The 2,709-nt window shown below is 34.1% G+C and carries 3 protein-coding genes; all 3 read left to right on the top strand.

Translation table 11 applies throughout. The annotated features are described in order from the left end of the window. Window positions 1-294 (top strand): hypothetical protein (locus F6K27_RS32860; RefSeq protein WP_287280148.1); only part of this gene is annotated, 294 nt, incomplete at its 5' end. A 121-nt stretch (window positions 295-415) separates the two neighbouring features. Beyond that, entirely contained in the window at window positions 416-799 is a 384-nt protein-coding gene (locus F6K27_RS32855) for a PH domain-containing protein (RefSeq protein WP_124145285.1), read from the top strand. Window positions 800-1,547: 748 nt separating this feature from the next. Beyond that, complete coding sequence (locus F6K27_RS32850) at window positions 1,548-2,177, top strand: CatB-related O-acetyltransferase (protein WP_124145284.1); 630 nt, start codon at window positions 1,548-1,550, stop codon at window positions 2,175-2,177. Window positions 2,178-2,709: the final 532 nt, after the last annotated feature.

The raw sequence follows: 2,709 nt of genomic DNA, 5'->3' as shown, positions 1-2,709 counted from the left end.
TTTTATTCCTGTTACTATTCGAACACATTCTTTTTTCACCCTTGGTATAACCCCTCCCAGGAGGGGAAGATGGGGAGATGGGGAGATCAAGAAAGATTTGGCAATGGCGCTGTAATGGAACATTTTTTTAGACCGAAACCGAGGGGATTTGATATCACTCCAGATTTTGTTAAGATAGAAAAGAAAAATGATATTCTGCTAATAGATATCTCCGAAAAAGAATGTAGGGACATTCCATGTAACGCCCCGACAAGGATTTCAGAAAAGGTTGATGTAATTTATGGAGATTTCTAATGATTTGATAGTTAATTACAGTATTAATAAGCTATCAGCTTTCAGCCTTGAGTATCAATCCTATAACTTAAGTTTACTGGTTTAAAGATGACTACTGAAAATTATTTAAAAGGAGTAAAATATGGGTTTAATTAGTGGCCTACTCGGAAATGCTGCCGAAGTTAATATTGATTCCAAAAAACTAGATAAGTTATTCAACGATATTTTAGTAGATGGAGAACAAATTGAAAAAGCTTACCAAATTATTCGCGATATGTTTGTGTTTACTAATAAGCGTTTAATTTTGGTAGATAAACAAGGAGTAACAGGACATAAAATTGAGTTTCTTTCTATTCCCTATTCAAAAATTACCAAGTTTTCTAAAGAAAGTGCAGGACATTTTGACTTAGATGCAGAGTTAAAGATTTGGGTAGGTAGTGAATCAGAACCAATTAGTCATGAATTTAATCGTTCCGTGAATATTAACGAAGTCTATTCTGTATTAAGTAAGTATGTTTTGAAGTAAATTCTTGAAGAAGGTGGTAGGTTTTTAGTTCAATTTTATAGCAGAAGGAAGAAGTAAGAAGGAAGAAGGCGTTTAGTGATCTAGGACAAAGGGTTGATTATTAATATTCTGTTGTTTTAGATATTCTATAGCAATCCTATTTTATTCGTGTCAAAAATCTTACTGCTTTTTAGGGAACACTTAACTGGGGACAGGGAACAGGTAAGAGTTTCAGTTTTTTTATTTACTTTTTGATTTGTCACGACCTATTTAGGATTGCTATATAATACCAATTTCATAAAATATTGCTACAGTCTCGACTTGAATACTTATACTTTGGTGGAAGGAAAGCAGAGGGCAGTTATGCTACTATGCTAAAGGATTTCTTTCAATTGAAACTTAATTCTATACACGCTCCGATGCTACCGGACATGATATCAAGAGCACTAATGGCAGTTACTATATTGGATATTCAAGCTCAATCAATTGTGGAAACCTCTCGTGATGGTAGAGTTTTCAAGCCAATTTAGGAGAATGGTGCTGGGAAAAATCGCCTTCTTACACCGCTCCACCCACTATCTTTGAAACATAGTGAAGATAATTAGTTTAGACAAGAGTCGCTCCACTTATGAACTACTCTTTTTTTCATACTATTTATCAAAAGTCACCATCAAAATAACAAAAGTTATTCAATACTTATACCATTTCAACAATTGCTATAAAAACTTTTATTGCTAAACTTTGAAGAAGATTATAACTATCAAAAAATATGAATAACGGTCCTGACCCTAACCTTAAATATCCAATACCTAATCAAACTCGATTAGTCTATTTAAAGAACATTATTAAAAATCCCAACATCATTGTCGGAGACTATACTTACTACGACGATTTTGAGAATCCAGAGAATTTTGAGCGTAATGTTCTCTATAATTTTGATTTTATTGAAGATCAATTAATTATTGGTAAATTCTGCTCTATTGCCTCTGATGTAAAGTTTATTATGAATGGAGGAAATCATCGTACTGACTGGTTGACAAATTATCCTTTTCCTGTGTTTGGAGAAGGTTGGGAAAAAGCAATGCCGGACTCGTGGCCAGACAAAGGAAATACTGTTATTAGTAACGATGTTTGGATTGGTTATGGAGCGATAATTATGCCTGGTATTCAAGTAGGAGATGGGGCAATTATAGCGACAAATTCTGTGGTGACAAAGAATGTTGAACCATACAGTATTGTTGGTGGAAATCCTGCTAAAGAAATTCGTAAAAGATTTGAGGAAGCTATTATTAAAGAATTGCTAGAGATTAAATGGTGGGATTGGGAAATTGAGAAAATTACTCGTAATTTACAGGCGATTTGTGGATCGGATATTAATGAATTGCGTGAGACTGTTTGAGTTTTATTTTGTAGCTATTTAAAAAGCCAAATATGTGAATAACTAAAAATTTTGGCGTTGGTAAAGCGCGTGTATAATATTAATCTTAATTACTTAGGAGTCAAGAGTCAGGAGAGAATAAAGAAGAAGAAAAAGGATTAGAAGGAGTAGAAAGAGAAAGTTTTTTGGTGGCGTAAAGGGAACGGAATTCTATAAAGCTCTTATCCGGACATGATATCATACCTCAAATTACCAACGCCAAAATTTTATATGATCAGCTTTTTATCCTCAGCGTAATATTTTATAGGTACTAGCGATCGCTTTTACTTATATTTATACTTTTATTAGTAGCGATCGCTCATAAAATTGATTGTCACTATGCTCCGAAAGTGCTAAGTCATATCAAATCCGCTAGGACTCGGTCTAAAAAAATGTTCCATCACAGCGCCATTGCCAAATCTTTCTTGATCTCCCCATCTCCCCATCTTCCCCCCCAGGAGGGGTTATACCAAGGGTGAAAAAAGAATGTGTTCGAATAGTAACAGGAATAAAG

It is taken from the genome of Okeania sp. SIO2F5 (genome assembly GCF_010692685.1).
GTDB classification, from domain to species: Bacteria; Cyanobacteriota; Cyanobacteriia; order Cyanobacteriales; family Microcoleaceae; genus Okeania; species Okeania hirsuta.
This window is presented reverse-complemented; position numbering and strand designations above follow the sequence as displayed.

What these genes read in the sequence shown, in the direction of transcription:
- F6K27_RS32850 (WP_124145284.1), top strand. Translation starts at nt 1,548, where the DNA reads ATGAATAACGGTCCTGACCCTAACCTTAAATATCCAATACCTAATCAA.
- F6K27_RS32855 (WP_124145285.1), top strand. Translation starts at nt 416, where the DNA reads ATGGGTTTAATTAGTGGCCTACTCGGAAATGCTGCCGAAGTTAATATT.